The sequence below is a fragment of the Streptomyces tailanensis genome, from assembly GCF_008386495.1.
GTDB lineage: Bacteria > Actinomycetota > Actinomycetes > Streptomycetales > Streptomycetaceae > Streptomyces > Streptomyces tailanensis.
The window spans coordinates 1-13,989 of the sequence record NZ_VTHJ01000044.1 but is presented as its reverse complement, the minus strand read 5'-3'; the positions used below and the strand labels follow the sequence as shown (position 1 = coordinate 13,989).

Here is a 13,989-nt window from a genome sequence, read left to right as displayed (position 1 = left end):
CGCCCCGTGCGCCCCGCCCCGACAGGTTCGCGCCGATCAGCAGGACCATCCGTACCCCGCACCGAGGAGTGGGCATGTCCACCGAACTTCCCGACTCAGCCGTGTCTCCCCCCGCCGAATCCGGCTCGGCACCGACCCGGCGTACGTTCATCGCGACGACCACGGTGGCCGGAGGGGCCGCCCTGGCCGGCGGCCTGGTCGCGGTGCCCCTTCCCGGCTCCGGGGAAGCGGCCGCCGCCGAGGCGCCGCACGGCAGCCGCGTCTCCCTGACGGTCAACGGCGTCCGGCGCACCGTCACGATCGACAACCGCACCTCGCTCCTCGACCTGCTGCGCGAGCACCTGGACCTGACCGGTTCGAAGAAGGGCTGCAACGCCGGGGCCTGCGGCGCCTGTACCGTCCTGGTCGACGGCCGCCGGGTCAACTCCTGCCTGACGCTGGCGGTCCGGCTGGACGGCGCCGAGGTCACCACGATCGAGGGCCTGGCCAAGGGCGAACGGCTGCACCCGCTGCAGCAGGCGTTCATCGACCAGGACGCCTTCCAGTGCGGCTACTGCACCCCGGGTCAGATCATGTCCGGTGTCGCCTGCGTCCAGGAGGGCCACACCGGCTCGGCGGAGGAGATCCGGGAGTGGATGAGCGGCAACATCTGCCGCTGCGGCTGCTACGTGAAAATCGTGCGGGCGGTCGAGCAGACCGCAGGACGGAAGTGAGGGCCGATTCCCATGCATCCCTTCACCTACACCAAGGCCGCGGACACGCGCGAAGCCCTCAATGCCGGTCGGCGCGGCGGGCGTTACATCGCCGGCGGTACCACCCTGGTCGACCTGATGCGGGAGACCGTCGAACACCCCGGCTCGCTGGTCGACATCAGCGCCCTGCCCCTGCGCTCGGTCACCGCCACCAAGAGCGGGGGCCTGCGCATCGGAGCCCTGGTGACCATGACCGAGGCCGCCGCCCACCCCAAGGTCCATGCCCTGTACCCCGTCGTCTCGCAGGCGCTGGAACTGAGTGCGTCGCCCCAACTGCGCAACATGGCCACCATCGGCGGCAACATCATGCAGCGCACCCGGTGCACGTACTTCCGTGACGTGACCGCCCCTTGCAACAAACGCGAGCCCGGCTCCGGATGCGCCGCGCTGCACGGCTACAACCGCAGCCACGCGATCCTGGGCACCACCGACGACTGCGTGGCCACCCACCCCTCCGACGCCGCCGTCGCCTTCGCCGCCCTGGAAGCGACCGTCCACCTGCTCGGCCCAGCGGGGGAGCGGACCGTGCCCTTCGCCGACTTCCACCTCAAGCCGGGCAGCACACCCCACCACGAACAGGCCCTGCGCCCCGGAGAGTTGATCACCGCAGTGGAGATACCGCCCCACCCGCGCCCGCTGAAGTCCGGCTACCTGAAAGTGCGCGACCGGCAGTCCTACGAGTTCGCCCTCACCTCCGCGGCCGTCGCCCTGCACCTCCGACACGGCGTGATCCGCGAAGCCAAAGTGGCCGCCGGAGGCGTGGGCACCGTCCCCTGGAAACTGCCCGCCGTCGAGCGGGAGCTCATCGGACGCCGGCCGTCGAACGCCCTGTGGACCAAGGCCGCCGAGCGGGCGGCTGACGGGGCCCGGCCCCTCGAACACAACCGTTTCAAGGTCGAGTTGCTCAAACGGACCGTCGAGCGTCAACTGCGCGTCGTAGGAGGTGGCAAGTGAGCCCGCAGCCACAGGCAGCCGTCGGAGCGGCGGTCCCCCGAGTCGACGCCCGGCTGAGGGTCACCGGGCAAGCGAAGTACGCCGCCGACAACAACCCCGACGGGGTCGTGCACGCGGTCATCGTCGACAGCGGCGTCGGCCGCGGCCGCATCACCGGCATCGACACCCGCGCCGCCGAAGCCGAGAAGGGCGTGCTGAAGGTGATCAGCCACCTCAACGCGCCCGAACTCCCGCCCGTTGAAGGGCAATGGCCGCCGGGCAAGCCGCTGCGTGCCTTCCAGGACGACCGCATCCGGTTCTTCGGACAGCCCGTCGCGGTCGTGGTGGCGGCCACACTGGAGACCGCCCAGCACGCCGCGAGCCTGGTGAAGGTCTCCTACGACGCCCAGCGTCCCGCCACCGATCTGGCCGCCGCCGACCCCGCCGGCGAGCCCGAGACCTATGCGCGCGGCGACGCCGACGAAGCCCTGGACTCGGCCGCCGTCCGGATGGAGATGACGTACCGGACGGCCCGCAACCACCACAACGCCATGGAAGCGGCCGGCCTCGTCGCCCGCTGGGACGGCGACAAGCTCACCCTCTGGGAGAAGAGCCAATGGGTGCAGTCCGCCGCTTTCGGCATGTCCGCCGCGCTCGGCATGCCACCGGACGACATCCACGTCATCTCTCCGTTCATCGGCGGGGCCTTCGGCAACGCTGCCCGCACCTGGGTGCACTCCGTCATCGCCGCCGTGGCCGCACGCGAGGTGCAGCGCCCCGTCAAGCTCGCCCTCACCCGCAGGCAGTTGTACTTCGGCGTGGGATACCGGCCCGCGTACGAGTACGAACTGAGCCTGGGCAGCAACCGCCGGGGGCGTCTCACGGCGTCGGCGCACGACGTGCGCGCCGAGACCTCCAGGTACGAGACACACATCGAACACGTGCTGGGCCCCGGCCAGATGCTCTACAGCACCCCCAACGTCCGCCAGGCGTACCGGCACGTACCGCTGGACGTGAACACACCGACGTATATGCGCGGCCCCGGCTACGCCAGCGGTGCCTTCCCCGTGGAGTCGGCGATGGACGAGCTCGCCCACGAACTGGGACTCGACCCCATCGAGCTGCGGCTGCGCAACGAGCCCGCCGACGACGAGTCCAGCGGGCTGCCGTTCTCCACGCGCCGCCTGCGCGAGTGCTACCGCGTGGGCGCCCGCGAGTTCGGCTGGGAGCGGCGCAGGCCCGAGCCCCGCTCAAGGCGCGAGGGCGACTGGCTCATCGGTATGGGCATGGCCGCCGGCGTCTACGACACAGCACGCTCCGAGTCCCAGACATCCGTCCGGCTCGACGCCGACGGCACCGCCCTGCTCCAGGCCGCGACCGCTGACATGGGCGTCGGCACCGCCACGTCCATGACGCAGCTCGCCGCCGACGCCCTCGGCCTGCCCATGCGCCGGGTGACCTTCCGGCTCGGCGACTCCCGTCTGCCTCCGGCCCCCGGCCACTACGGTTCGCAGACCATGGCCAGCGTCGGATCGGCCGTCCAGGACGGCTGCGACAAACTGCGGCGGCAGGCGATCGAACTGGCCGTCGGGGACGAGGAGTCACCGCTGCACGGCGTCGACCCCGCCGGCATCGTCGTACGAGGAGGCCGACTGCACGTGCAGGACGACCCCGCGCGCGGGGAGACGTACCAGCAGCTCCTGGCCCGCAACAACCGCACCCACCTCGAAGCGATGGGCTCGTACGCCGGAGCGCCGGAAACGGCGAAGTTCTCCCTCTACGCCTACGCCGCGACCTTCGCCGAAGTCGCCGTCGACGCCCGCCTCGGCCTGGTACGGGTGCGGCGCATGGTCGGCGTGTACGACGCCGGCCGGATCATCAACCCGAGACTCGCCGACAGCCAGGCCCTCGGCGCCATGACCGGCGGCATCGGCCAGGCCCTCCTTGAACACACGGTCACCGACCACCGCGACGGCAGGATCGTCAACGCCAACCTCGCCGACTACCTCGTGCCCACCCACGCCGACATCCCCGAACTGAAGGCGATCTACATCGACGGAGAGGACTACGAAGCCGACCCCATCGGCGTCAAGGGACTCGGTGAGGTCGTCATCGTCGGAGTGGCGCCCGCCATCGCCAACGCGGTCTTCAACGCCACCGGCCGCCGGATCCGCGAACTGCCGATCAAGCCCGAGGCCCTGCTCTGAACTCCCGGGTGGCCGCGTCGCCACCGGTCACCCGGGCTCCCCAGCATCCGGCGGCCGACGACGGGCCCACCGCCGGGCACCAGGCCGCCGTCGCACGCTGCCCCCTCACAGTGCTGCGGCGGTCCTCAAGCCCCCCATCATCCGGAGCGCACGCCCATGCTCAACATCGCGGACACGCTGTACGACTGGTGCCGCGAGGCCCGTCCCTTCGCCCTCGCCACCGTCGTCGACGTCAGCGGCAGCGCACCCCTGCCACCCGGTACCGCCCTCGCCGTCGACACGGACGGCCACACGGTCGGCAGCATCTCCGGCGGCTGTGTGGAGGGAGCCGTCTACGAGCTGTGCGTCCAAGTGCTCAGGGACGGCGGCGGTCCCACCCGCGCCCGGTTCGGCTACTCCGACGACGACGCCTTCGCCGTCGGTCTGACCTGCGGCGGCGAGATCGACGTCCTGGTGCAGCGGGTCGAGCCCGCCGCCGAGCCGCATCTCATCGACGCCCTCGACGCGGTCGTAGGGGGCCGACCCGTCGCTGTGGCCCAGGTGGTGGACGGCCCGGACGACCTCCTCGGCCGCACCCTCCACGTCCCCGAGGGCACGGGTCCTCACCGCGGAACCGTGGGCGACACGAACGCGGACCAGGTTGTCGCAGCGCAGGCCCGCGCGCAGCTGAGGGCCGACCGCACCCGCCGTGTCGAGGTGGGCGGCGACGCCGACACCTGCCCCGAGCGCCTGTCGGTCCTCGTCCACACCCACGCGTCCCGCCCCCGCCTGCTGATCTTCGGCGCGGTCGACTTCGCGGGCGCCATCAGCCGGGCCGGGCAGTTCCTCGGCCACCACGTCACCGTCTGCGACGCCCGCCCAGTCTTCGCCACCCCGGCCCGCTTCCCGCACGCCGACGAGGTCGTCGCCGACTGGCCGCACCGCTACCTGGAGCGCACCGAGGTGGACGGGCGTACCGCGATCTGTGCCCTCACGCACGACGCCAAGTTCGACGTCCCTCTGCTCCGCCTGGCGCTGAGCCTGCCGGTCGGCTATGTCGGCGCGATGGGCTCACGCCGTACCCACGAGCACCGACTGGAACGTCTGCGGGAGGGCGGCGTGCCCGAAGAGCACCTCGCCCGCCTGCACTCACCCATCGGCCTCGACCTCGGCGCCCACACCCCCGAGGAGACAGCGATCTCCATCACCGCCGAGATCATCGCCCACACCCACAACGGCACCGGCCTGCCCCTGTCCCGCGTCCCCGGCCCCATCCACCAACCCGTCCGGACGACGACGGGCCTGCGAGAAGTGGAGCCCCAGACAGGGACCCCGTACGGAGCACCTCACCTCGAGGACTGACCGAGGCGACATCGGGCGCGCCCCTCGTCGCGGCGGCGGGTGCGGTGCCGGCCGCCTCCGCGGCACCGTCCGGCCGAGGGTTGCCGAAGGGCAACTGGCGCATCGACACCCACGCGCACTACTTCCCCGACGTGTACTACGACTACGTGGAGCGCCACGGCGGCCTCGCCGACACCCTGGCCAACGTGGGTCCCTGGTCGCCGGCTGCGCACCTGGCGTTCATGGACCGGTACCGGATCCAGGCGAGCGTCCTGTCGTTCGGCGACCTCCAGCTCACCCTCGGCCCGGTCGACGACCGCCGCGTCACCGCCCGCGCGGTCAACGACTACGCCCACGACCTCGTGCGCACCCGTGGTGACCGGTTCGGGATCTTCGCGGTCACCCCGATGCCGGACGTCGAGGGCGCGGTGGCCGAGGTGGACCGCGCGCTCGGTGAGCTGGACCTCGACGGCATCTGTCTGCTCACCAACTACCAGGGCCGCTACCTGGGCGACCCCTCGTTCGCGCCGCTGTACGAGGTCCTCGACCACCACGGCGCCTACGTCTACGTCCACCCGACGGGTCCGGAGGTGAATCCGGCCCCGAAGCTCCGCTACGGCCCCGACATCCCGGCCCTGAACTTCGTCTACGAGTACACCTTCGACGCGACCCGCGCGATGACGAGCCTGATCTACAACGGTGTCCTGCGGGACCACCCGAACATCCGCCGGCACTTCACGCACTGCGGCGGGACGCTGCCGTTCCTGTCCTACCGGCTCGCGACGCTGCACGCGTTCTTCCCGCCGTTCAACTCCGTACTGCCCGAAGGCCCCCTCGACTACTTCTCGCGGCTGTACTTCGACGACGCGCAGGCGTTCACCGCCGCCCAGTTGCTGCCACTGGCGTCGCTCGTGCCGGCCGACCACATCATGTTCGGCAGCGACTGGCCGGCCGTCCACAACCTCTTCGAGGCCGACAACGTGGAGAAGATGCCGTTCCTCGAGGGACGTCTGCCGGACCCGCGGGCGGGCGACCCCGAACCACCCGTCGACGGCGTCTACAGCCCGCACCAGAGGATCGCTCTCGAGCGGACCCACGCCCTCGCCCAGTTCCCGAAGCTGCGTGCGCGTATACCCCGGCTGAGTCGGCACTGAACGACGACCGCACGCTGGGTCCTGTCACCGCGAGCCAGCTCACGGTGACAGGACCCGGCGTGCGGTCGGTGCCGGGGGCCAGGGAGATTCGGTGGCCGGTTATCCGGTGTGCGGCAGCCGGGTGGCGGGGGTGACGCCGAGCCGGCCGGCCTGGTAGTCCTCGAAGGCCTGGGCCAGTTCGTCGCGGGTGTTCATGACGAACGGGCCGTAGTGGGCGATCGGTTCACGAATCGGCTGCCCGCCCATGACATACAGCTCCAGCTTCGGGGTGTGTGAGGCCTGCCGTGGCGCGGCGGTGAGGCGCAGGCCGTCCCCGGGCCCGTGCACGGCGAGTTGACCGACCTGGATCGGCCTGTTCTCGGCGCCGGCGGTGCCGGCGCCGGCCAGGGCGTAGACCAGCGCGTTGTATCCGGGGTGCCAGGGCAGGTCGACCTGGGCGCCGGGCTCGACTGTGATGTGTGCCAGCGTGATCGGCGTGTGCGTGACCCCCGGTCCGGCGTGTCCGGCGATGTCGCCGGCGATGACCCGGATGAGCGCGCCGCCGTCCGGTGTGGTCAGCAGCGCCGCCTGGCTGCCGCGGATGTCCTGGTATCGGGGCGGGACCAGCTTCTTCGCCTGGGGCAGGTTGACCCACAGCTGGGTGCCGTGGATCACGCCCCCGCTCATCACCAGGCTCTCCGGCGGCGCCTCGATGTGCAGGATGCCCGCCCCGGCGGTCATCCACTGGGTGTCGCCGTCGGCGATCCGCCCACTGCCACCGTTGGAGTCCTGGTGGTCCACGATGCCGTCGATGACGTACGTGACGGTCTCGAAGCCGCGGTGCGGATGCCACGGGGTCCCCTTGGGCTCACCGGGGGCCAGGTCCACTTCGCCGAGATGATCGAAGTGGACGAATGGATCCAGTTCGGACAGGGGCACATCGGCGAACCCGCGGCGTACCGGGAAGCCCTCACCCTCGTGGCCGTGCGGTGCGGTGACCAGCCGGCGCACCTCACGGATCCGGGTCCTGTCAGGGGCGAGTGCGGGCAGGCGGGGCAGGACGAGGACGTCCTCGACAGTGATGGCGGGCATGGTGCTCCTCCCTGGACGGACGCTGCCGGCGATCAGGCGAAGGAGTACGGGCCGAAGCGGCCCCACACCACCGCACCGGCCAGCACGATCAGCACAAGGTTCGGCACGATCGCGCTGGACTCCTTGCGCCTGGCGTGGGTTGTCGCCGCCCCGGCCATCAGCAGCACGAGGCCGACGGCGGCCAGCGGCACCAGGACGGGGATGACGTCCAGCGCGGCGGGCAGGATCAACCCGACCGCGGCCAGCACCTCCAGGGCGCCGATCAGCTTGAGCATGCCCGGAGAGAAGTCCTCGGCCCACGCCATGTTCGGCGAGGCGGCGAGCTTCTCCTTCGGCTGGGCCAGCTTCGCGCCGCCGGCGGCCAGGAAGAGCGCGGCGAGCAGGCCGGCCAGAATCCACAAAACGATGTTCATGAGTCAACCAATCAAGGGGGAGCAGACAGGGCCCCGACGTTCTCGTGATGCGTCTCGATGTGCGGGACGAAAGCGGCATTTCGCGAGAACGCCGGGGCCTGGGGATCAGATGCGTGGAATAAGATCCGCCGGGTCGCCCGTCAGGCGCCGGCGAAGGCGGACTTGTGGGCGTTCAGCCACTGCTGGAACGTCTGCAGTTGCGGGTTCAGGTCGCGGACGGCGTCGAGGTCGCGGACCGCGTTGAACTGCGGCACTTCCGCGTAGAACTGGAACATGTTTCCCGACTCGGCCGCGGCGGGGAACGGCTGCGCCCGCATCGCGTCGAAGGGCACCGGCACGTACGCCACGTCTTCGCCCAGGGTCGCGCTGAGCTGCTCGGCCATCTGCTTGCCGGTCAGGTGCTCGCCGGCGATGGACACGGTGCGGCCGACGAGGTCACCGCCGCGGCGGAAGATGCCGTAGGCGGTCTTGCCGATGTCTTCGGCGGCGATGCCGGCGAGCGGGCTGTCGGCCATCGGCAGGGCCAGCATGAGCCGGCCGTCGTCTCCCCGTCGCGGCGCCATCGGGCCGAGAAGGTTCTCCCAGAAGAAAGTGGTCTGCAGGAAGGTGGTCGGCACCCCGGCATCGGTGAAGAACTGGTTGGCCTCGGCCTTGGCATCGAAGTGCGGCACCTTGTAGCCGCCCATCAGCGTCGGCATGCGCTCGTCGTCGAGCGGGATGTAGTCGCGGGTGTCCTCCAGCGTCGACCAGATGACATGGGCCACATTCGCGGCCTTGGCGGCCCGGGCCATGGTTGCCGCCTGCTGCTTCTCCTGCTCGGGTGACATGTGCTCCCAGAAGTTGGTCACCAGGAACGCCCCGTGCGCCCCGTCGAACGCCTCCGTCAGGCTCCGCAGGTCGCCGGTGTCGGCCTTCACCACCTCGGCGCCCAGGGCCGTGAGCTCGCGTGCGGTGTCCGAGTCGGGACGGCGGGTGAGCGCGCGTACCGCGAACCCGCCACCGGCGTCGGCCAGGATCGCCCTGGCCAGCCCGCCACCTTGGGCGCCGGTCGCGCCGACCACCGCGATGACCTTCTTCTCCGCCACGGCCTTCTCCTTCTTGTTGGGTCAGGGGCAAGCACCCCCACTGCATGACACATCATGTATCTTCACGCCCGAAAGTGCATGACGTGTCATGTGATGTGTCATGCACGTTAGATGCAGGTGTATGACATGTCAAGCGCCCAGTAAACTCGTTGCGTATGAACGACACACCCGCGTGGCTGAGCCCCGCCGAGCAGCACGCCTGGCGTGCCTTCATCCGTCTACACCAGAAGCTCTGGGCCACGCTGGAGCGTGACCTGAAGGCGCACAAGCTGTCCGGCGCCGACTTCCAGATCCTCGTCGCCCTCACCGACACCCCCGACGGTCGGCAACGATTCCAGGACCTCGCCAGCACCATCGAGTGGGAACAGAGCCGCCTGTCCCACCAGATTGCCAGGATGACCAAACGCGGCCTGGTGGCCCGGGAAGAATGCGCCGAGGACGGACGCGGTGCCTTCGTCGCCATCACACCGGCCGGCCGCAAAATCATCGAGGCCGCCGCACCTCACCATGTCGCCACGGTCCGCCGCCTGGTCATCGACGCCCTCAGCGACGAACTCGACACCTTCGCACGGCTCTCCAACCGCATCCTGGAACAACTGGACAACGAGCCACGGTGACCCTCGCCGCGGTCCTCGCACTGGTGACGCCGCCGACTCCTGACTTCGCTCGTCTCAAGGGACCCATGGGGCAGTCGGAAATGCTTGCCCTGATGCAACTGCTCCCAGTCGACCTCGGGGTGCGCGTCGACCACCGCGTCGACCGACGTCGTGGTGAAGATCGGCACGTCGACCGTCCCGGCCCGGGAGGTGCCGTACCTCACCTCTCGACACTCCGTGGGCTCTCGACTCGCCTCACCCCGAGACGTTCGGCGGCCTGGTCGGGACCGAGCGGGGCGGCGGCGACCAGGCTGACCATGAACGCGGTCACGTTCGCCCGCTCATCGAGCTGTTCGAGGAGCGGGTTGCGCATGGTCCAGTGGGGGCGCCGCCGTCCAAGAAGCCGAGCGCGGCGGCGTTGAGGCCCGAGGTGAACATCGCCCGGCACCGCTCCCACTTCGGGGTCCCGGCAGCACGTCGGCCGGCCAGGCCACCCCCGTGGCACCCTCCATGTCGGCGCTGATGAGGATCTGCCTGCTGCCTCAGGTTATGCGCCGGCTAGGGAACCTCCTACGAGACAGACGGGCACCTGAACTACTTGACACGTCATTCACTTCTCAATATAAATGATGCATCATTCATTTGATCTGAGGCCCGCCCGTGGCCATGAAGGTCGCGGTCCCTTCGTCAAGGAGAGCGTTGATGGACAAGAAGATCAGCCGTCGTGGAGTGATTGCTGCCACTGGCGCCAGTGCCGCAGCCGTGACGACCTCGATGGTCGCGCCTCAGGCCGCCGCAGCAGCGTCCCGTGGCCGCTCGAAGGACCCACTGTTCACGTTCGACAACTCGGTGCTGGTGTTCATCGACTACCAGCCGGAAATGCTCGGCTGGGTCAAGTCCACCGACACCAAGAGGATGATGGTCAACGCGAGAGCGCTGGCCCGCCTCGCGGTCAAGATGGGGATGCCGGTCGTCCTGAGCACCATCGCGGTCGAGATGGGCATCAACCAGCCGACGCTCCCGGAACTGCGTGCGGAGATACCGGACGTCCCCGAGATCGACCGCACCACAATGAACTCCTGGGACGACCCGGCCTTCCGCCGGGCGATACAGAGAACCGGCCGCCGCAATTTCATCATGCTCGGCCTGTGGACCGAGATCTGCTTGGCCTACCCGGTGGCGGAGATGCAGGCCGCAGGTCTCAGGACCACGTTCCCCGCGGACGCGGTCGGCGGCGTCACCAAGGAGGCGCACGACCTGGCGGTCCAGCGCATGGTCCAGGCCGGCAGCGTACCCAACTCGACCTTCGCGCTGATCTCCGAGTCGGGCCTCGACTGGGCCTCTCCGCAGGGGCCGATCATGAGGGAGGTCGCCGGCTGGCAGCTGGAGGAACTGGAGAAGCTCGACCAGGCCTGACCCTGGCCTCAGCGAACGCTCCGCTCCACATGGAGCGGAGCCGCCGCCTCGATCGCCGCCCACCCCTGCTCCGCGATCACCACGAAGGCGCCGCGGCACCAGACTTACTCACCGGGTGCCCGGCGCCCGCCCGGCTTGGCCCGGCCACCCGAGTCGTCAGTCGGTCCGGCCCGAGCGACGTTCCTGTCATCCACCTGGGCAACTGGCGTCGGTCACTGTCCTGCCTTTCTCTCGTTGAGAGATCGCGGAGACGGCCGGCGCCCCCGATGAGGTGGGAGAGACGTCCGATCATGCCGCCCGGTGCGCTGGTGCAAGAGGTGGCGAACAAGTGGTACGTCCACACCGTCATCGACGCCCGGCCTGTCTGGACCTTGAAGGCGGAGATCCGTGCTCTGACCTGACCGCCGCCTCAGGACGATGACGGATCGCGGCGGAAGGGGTCGGGTTATGCCGGATCGAGAGGGTGGCGGTCTTCCGTTGCACCTACCGGGGCAACAAGATCCCAGCCCCTGGCCGACCACGAACCCCGGCTGACGGCAGAACCCGAGCCCGTTGCCGAGAGGTCGGTACGGCGGGGCGGCGAGCGGTCCGGGGAAACGGACCGGGAGCAATCCCGGCACCGCGCCCAGGGCCGACTCAACAACCGGAAGCCGTCGGGCATGCCGACGACCTCACGCGCCCTGCGCCACGGAGCTGGATATTGCGCTGGCAGGCCCATGGCCAGTGGCGACACCCATGGACAGAGTCGCGGCCCGTCCCGGGGAAGGCTGGGCGGGCGCCTAGCCGTGCATGGCGTCGCGGACGAGGGCGGTGTCGACGAACTGCTCGAAGCGGACGATCAGGCCGCCGCGGACCACGAAGTGGTGGGCGACGCGCACGCCGATCGGCTTGCCGGTGGCCTTGTTGGTCGCGGTGTAGCGGGCGAGGACGACGACGTTCTCCCCCTCGGTGACATAGGTGTCGTCGTGCGCGGTCCAGCCGTCCCACTCCTGGGCGAGCTTCTCCATGACGTGGGAGGTGACCCCGTCGGGGGTGCGGTAGGTGCCGGCGAGAGGGAGGTCGCCGGCCGCGGAGGCCAGGTACTGGCGGCGGACCACGTCACCGGGGGCCGTTGAGGTCGCGAAGTCGGTGTGCTCGTACGTCATGCCGGTGCCGCCCGTGATGGCGAACCGCTCGTCGAAGACGGGTCCGGAGGCGGAGAGCTTCGCCGTGCCGGCCGTGGTGATCTTGCCGCCGGGCAGTTCGTAGACGAAGGTCAGCAGCTCGGCGGTGCGCGGCTTGGCGTGGGTGGAGACGCCGCCGAAGCTGCTGGTGCCCAGCTTGCGGCCGTCGCGGCCGGTGAGGTCGCCGGTCCCGATCAGCTGGTCGCCGAGGGCGGAGTCGGCCGGGGCGACGTCGACCAAGCTCGGGCGGCTTCACCCGGCTCGCCGACCGTATGGCGCAGGAGGGGCTGATCCGCCGCGACCCCGACCCCGCCGACCGACGAGCCGCACTCGCCGCACTGACCGACCAGGGCGCCGAGGCGCTCGCCGCGCCCTGACCGCCCACGTCTCCCATCTCCGCAACCACGTCACCGGACCGCTCTCATCCGAGGATCGCCGCCACCTGGAGCGCATCCTGCGCACGCTCCGCGACGCCAACGAATGAAGTTCCGCGCGGACGCGCACACCCTCAGCGCCGGATGGGCGCCGTAACCGCGTGGCCACCTGCAGCCGGTCGCCCGGACCGAAAGGCAATCGCCCTTCGCCGTCATCGCAGAGACCATGGGCCCGCCCCCGTCCGCCGGGACGGCACGGCGCGGGTGATGCGCGTGCCCTGGCGCTCGCGGTCGCCGTCCGCGTCCTGGCGGTGGCCGGTGCCTTGCCTTCTGGCTCAGGACCGAGCATCCGGTGCCGGTGCTCGCGGTGCTGGGACGTCGGCTCAGCCGCATTCCCCACCTGCTGCTGTCTTGGTCAGAGGTTCAGCAGGTGTGCCGCNTGGGACGTCGGCTCAGCCGCATTCCCCACCTGCTGCTGTCTTGGTCAGAGGTTCAGCAGGTGTGCCGCGTTGAGGCGTGCGATGCGTTTGAGGTCGGCACGGGAGAACGGCGCTGTGCGGAGGAACTCGACTGCCTCGGCGGTTGATTCGTAGGGGTAGTCGACGGCGAACAGCAGCCGGTCGGCGCCGATGGCATGGACGGCTCCGAGGAGGGCCGCGTGGGAGAAGACGCCGCTGGTGGTCGCGTAGAGGTTGTGCCGCAGGTAGTGGGAGGGCAGGTGGCGTGGCCTGCTCTTGGGGTCGGCCTGGTGGTAGCGGCTGTCGAGCCGGGCCAGCTGGAAAGGCAGCAGTTCTCCCATGTGCCCCAGCGTCACCGAGGCCCGAGGGAACTCGTCGAACACTCCACCGTAGATCAGGCGAAGTGCGTGGGCGCCGACCTGCGCTGTCCATCCCCAGGACGGCCCGCTCAGCACGGGATATCCCTGGAACACCCGCCACTGATCGGCAGGGAAGAGCGCGGGATGGAGGTAGAGCGTCACGCCGAGCCGTTCAAGCTCGGCCCACACAGGCCGGAACTGCGGCTCGTCGAGGTAGTGACCCAGAACGTGGTCGTTGTGCAGGACCCCCTTGAGCCCGAGTTGCTCCACCGCCCGGCGCAGCTCGACCACGGCGGCCTGCGGGTCCTGCAACGGCAGGGCGGCGAAGCCGGCGAACCGTGTCGGGTGGGCGGCGACCACTTCGGCCAGGCGGTCGTTGACCCGGCGGGCCGTGGCCACGGCCTCGGCGGGGTCCTCGATGGCCTCCACGCCGGGTGAGGTGAGCGACAGGACCTGCATGTCCACCCCATGCTCGTCCATGTCCGCCAGCCGCAACTGCGTGAAGTCGGCAAGCCGGCGCCCCCACTCCTGCCCCCAGCCGGGGGGCATCTGGGCTTCGCCCGGCCACGGGATCAGCTCCGGAACGGAGAACGCCTCTTCGACCGCGATCACCTTCATGCGGCGCCCCGGGCGGCCGGTGGCGGTCCCGGCCGACGTGGAGGTGGCGGCCGACGTGGAGGTGGCGGCC

At 70.2% G+C, this 13,989-nt stretch carries 13 protein-coding genes and 1 pseudogene; 8 read left to right on the top strand and 6 right to left on the bottom strand.

Going from position 1 to position 13,989, the window contains the following annotated elements; translation table 11 throughout:
- Window positions 1-74 precede the first annotated feature (74 nt).
- From F3T56_RS29980 to F3T56_RS29960, 5 genes are all read left to right on the top strand, one after another.
- Window positions 75-713: a (2Fe-2S)-binding protein gene (locus F3T56_RS29980; RefSeq protein ID WP_149828487.1), complete on the top strand. Its 639-nt coding sequence runs from the start codon at window positions 75-77 to the stop codon at window positions 711-713.
- Between the two features lie 12 nt (window positions 714-725).
- Window positions 726-1,706, top strand: a complete 981-nt coding sequence (locus F3T56_RS29975; RefSeq protein ID WP_149828486.1) for an FAD binding domain-containing protein — start codon at window positions 726-728, stop codon at window positions 1,704-1,706.
- Window positions 1,703-3,892, top strand: coding sequence for a xanthine dehydrogenase family protein molybdopterin-binding subunit (locus F3T56_RS29970; protein WP_149828485.1), 2,190 nt, complete (start codon window positions 1,703-1,705; stop codon window positions 3,890-3,892). Before F3T56_RS29975 ends, F3T56_RS29970 begins: the two co-directional genes overlap by 4 nt.
- 156 nt (window positions 3,893-4,048) lie before the next feature.
- Window positions 4,049-5,233: an XdhC family protein gene (locus tag F3T56_RS29965; protein ID WP_149828484.1), complete on the top strand. Its 1,185-nt coding sequence runs from the start codon at window positions 4,049-4,051 to the stop codon at window positions 5,231-5,233.
- Window positions 5,234-5,277: 44 nt separating this feature from the next.
- Window positions 5,278-6,366: an amidohydrolase family protein gene (locus F3T56_RS29960; protein WP_172639207.1), complete on the top strand. Its 1,089-nt coding sequence runs from the start codon at window positions 5,278-5,280 to the stop codon at window positions 6,364-6,366.
- Between the two features lie 99 nt (window positions 6,367-6,465).
- Here the strand turns inward: F3T56_RS29960 and F3T56_RS29955 are convergent, their stop codons facing one another.
- The 3 genes from F3T56_RS29955 to F3T56_RS29945 all read right to left on the bottom strand — a co-directional run bounded on the left by F3T56_RS29955 (window position 6,466) and on the right by F3T56_RS29945 (window position 8,935).
- Entirely contained in the window at window positions 6,466-7,437 is a 972-nt protein-coding gene (locus tag F3T56_RS29955) for a pirin family protein (protein WP_149828483.1), read from the bottom strand.
- A 32-nt stretch (window positions 7,438-7,469) separates the two neighbouring features.
- On the bottom strand, window positions 7,470-7,850 hold the full coding sequence (locus tag F3T56_RS29950; protein WP_149828482.1) for a DoxX family protein: 381 nt from the start codon (window positions 7,848-7,850) through the stop codon (window positions 7,470-7,472).
- A 140-nt stretch (window positions 7,851-7,990) separates the two neighbouring features.
- Complete coding sequence (locus tag F3T56_RS29945) at window positions 7,991-8,935, bottom strand: NmrA/HSCARG family protein (protein WP_149828481.1); 945 nt, start codon at window positions 8,933-8,935, stop codon at window positions 7,991-7,993.
- 155 nt (window positions 8,936-9,090) lie between these two features.
- Between F3T56_RS29945 and F3T56_RS29940 the strand changes: the two genes are divergently transcribed.
- On the top strand, window positions 9,091-9,552 hold the full coding sequence (locus tag F3T56_RS29940; RefSeq protein ID WP_149828480.1) for a MarR family winged helix-turn-helix transcriptional regulator: 462 nt from the start codon (window positions 9,091-9,093) through the stop codon (window positions 9,550-9,552).
- Between the two features lie 307 nt (window positions 9,553-9,859).
- Here the strand turns inward: F3T56_RS29940 and F3T56_RS29930 are convergent.
- A pseudogene (locus F3T56_RS29930) lies at window positions 9,860-10,043 on the bottom strand (M55 family metallopeptidase); the annotation flags it as partial.
- 190 nt (window positions 10,044-10,233) lie between these two features.
- Between F3T56_RS29930 and F3T56_RS29925 the strand changes: the two are divergent.
- The gene (locus tag F3T56_RS29925) at window positions 10,234-10,947 is read left to right on the top strand and encodes an isochorismatase family protein (protein ID WP_172639206.1); all 714 of its coding nucleotides are present in this window, start codon (window positions 10,234-10,236) and stop codon (window positions 10,945-10,947) included.
- Between the two features lie 779 nt (window positions 10,948-11,726).
- Here F3T56_RS29925 and F3T56_RS50200 read toward each other — a convergent pair.
- Window positions 11,727-12,350, bottom strand: coding sequence for a nuclear transport factor 2 family protein (locus F3T56_RS50200; protein ID WP_425473654.1), 624 nt, complete (start codon window positions 12,348-12,350; stop codon window positions 11,727-11,729).
- A gap of 32 nt (window positions 12,351-12,382) precedes the next feature.
- Between F3T56_RS50200 and F3T56_RS50195 the strand changes: the two genes are divergently transcribed.
- Entirely contained in the window at window positions 12,383-12,487 is a 105-nt protein-coding gene (locus F3T56_RS50195; RefSeq protein WP_425473653.1) for a hypothetical protein, read from the top strand.
- A gap of 481 nt (window positions 12,488-12,968) precedes the next feature.
- Here F3T56_RS50195 and F3T56_RS29900 read toward each other — a convergent pair.
- On the bottom strand, window positions 12,969-13,989 hold a 1,021-nt coding region (locus F3T56_RS29900; protein ID WP_342787000.1), incomplete at its 5' end, for an amidohydrolase family protein.